The sequence below is a fragment of the Streptomyces sp. AC627_RSS907 genome, from assembly GCF_019049165.1.
The window spans coordinates 1-622 of sequence record NZ_JAGMUE010001051.1 but is presented as its reverse complement, the minus strand read 5'-3'; the positions used below and the strand labels follow the sequence as shown (position 1 = coordinate 622).

Annotated in this window: 1 pseudogene; it reads left to right on the top strand. The window is 73.3% G+C overall.

Annotation, left to right across the window (positions count from 1 at the left end):
• A pseudogene (locus KUM32_RS40205) lies at nt 1–506 on the top strand (transcriptional regulator); the annotation flags it as partial.
• Nucleotides 507–622 lie beyond the last annotated feature (116 nt).

The window sequence follows — 622 nt, the reverse complement described above, 5'->3', positions numbered from 1 at the left end:
CCGGGCCGGACGCGCCACCCAAGGCCCGTGCGCTGTTCCTCGATCGGGTGGCCTGGGCGCACACCAAAGCCGGGGATCGCGCGCACGCGCAGCACGCGATGCGGGCTCTGGGGGAGGCGGCGGAAGCGCTGGCCGAGGACAGCGAGGGCACCGAGTCCCCGGCGTGGCTGTACTGGGTGGACGCCGGCGAACTCCAGATCATGGAAGCCCGCGTCCACACCGAGCTACGCCGACCGCTCCGCGCCGTACCGCTCCTGCGTGATGTGCTCGGCCGGTACGACGCGACGCACACGCGGGAACTCGCCCTGTACCTGTCGTGGCTCGCCGTGGCCTACGCCGACGCCAACGAGCCCGAGGCAGCGGCGGCAACCGCCGCGCGGGTCATGAGCCTGTCCGCCGACGTGGCCAGCGAGCGGACGGCGGAACGGGTCCGGGTAGTGCTGGCGCGGTTGACCGAGTACGCCGAGGTGCCCGAGGTGCGAGCGGTACTCGACAGCGCGGTCTGACCACTCCCAAGCGGGATCAAGCGCGGCGGGCCCTTGGTGGCGTGGTGGACAAAGCACCCACCCCCATCCACAGGCTGTGCACAGCGCACCCCGCCCCCGACCGGCCGCGCCCCCAC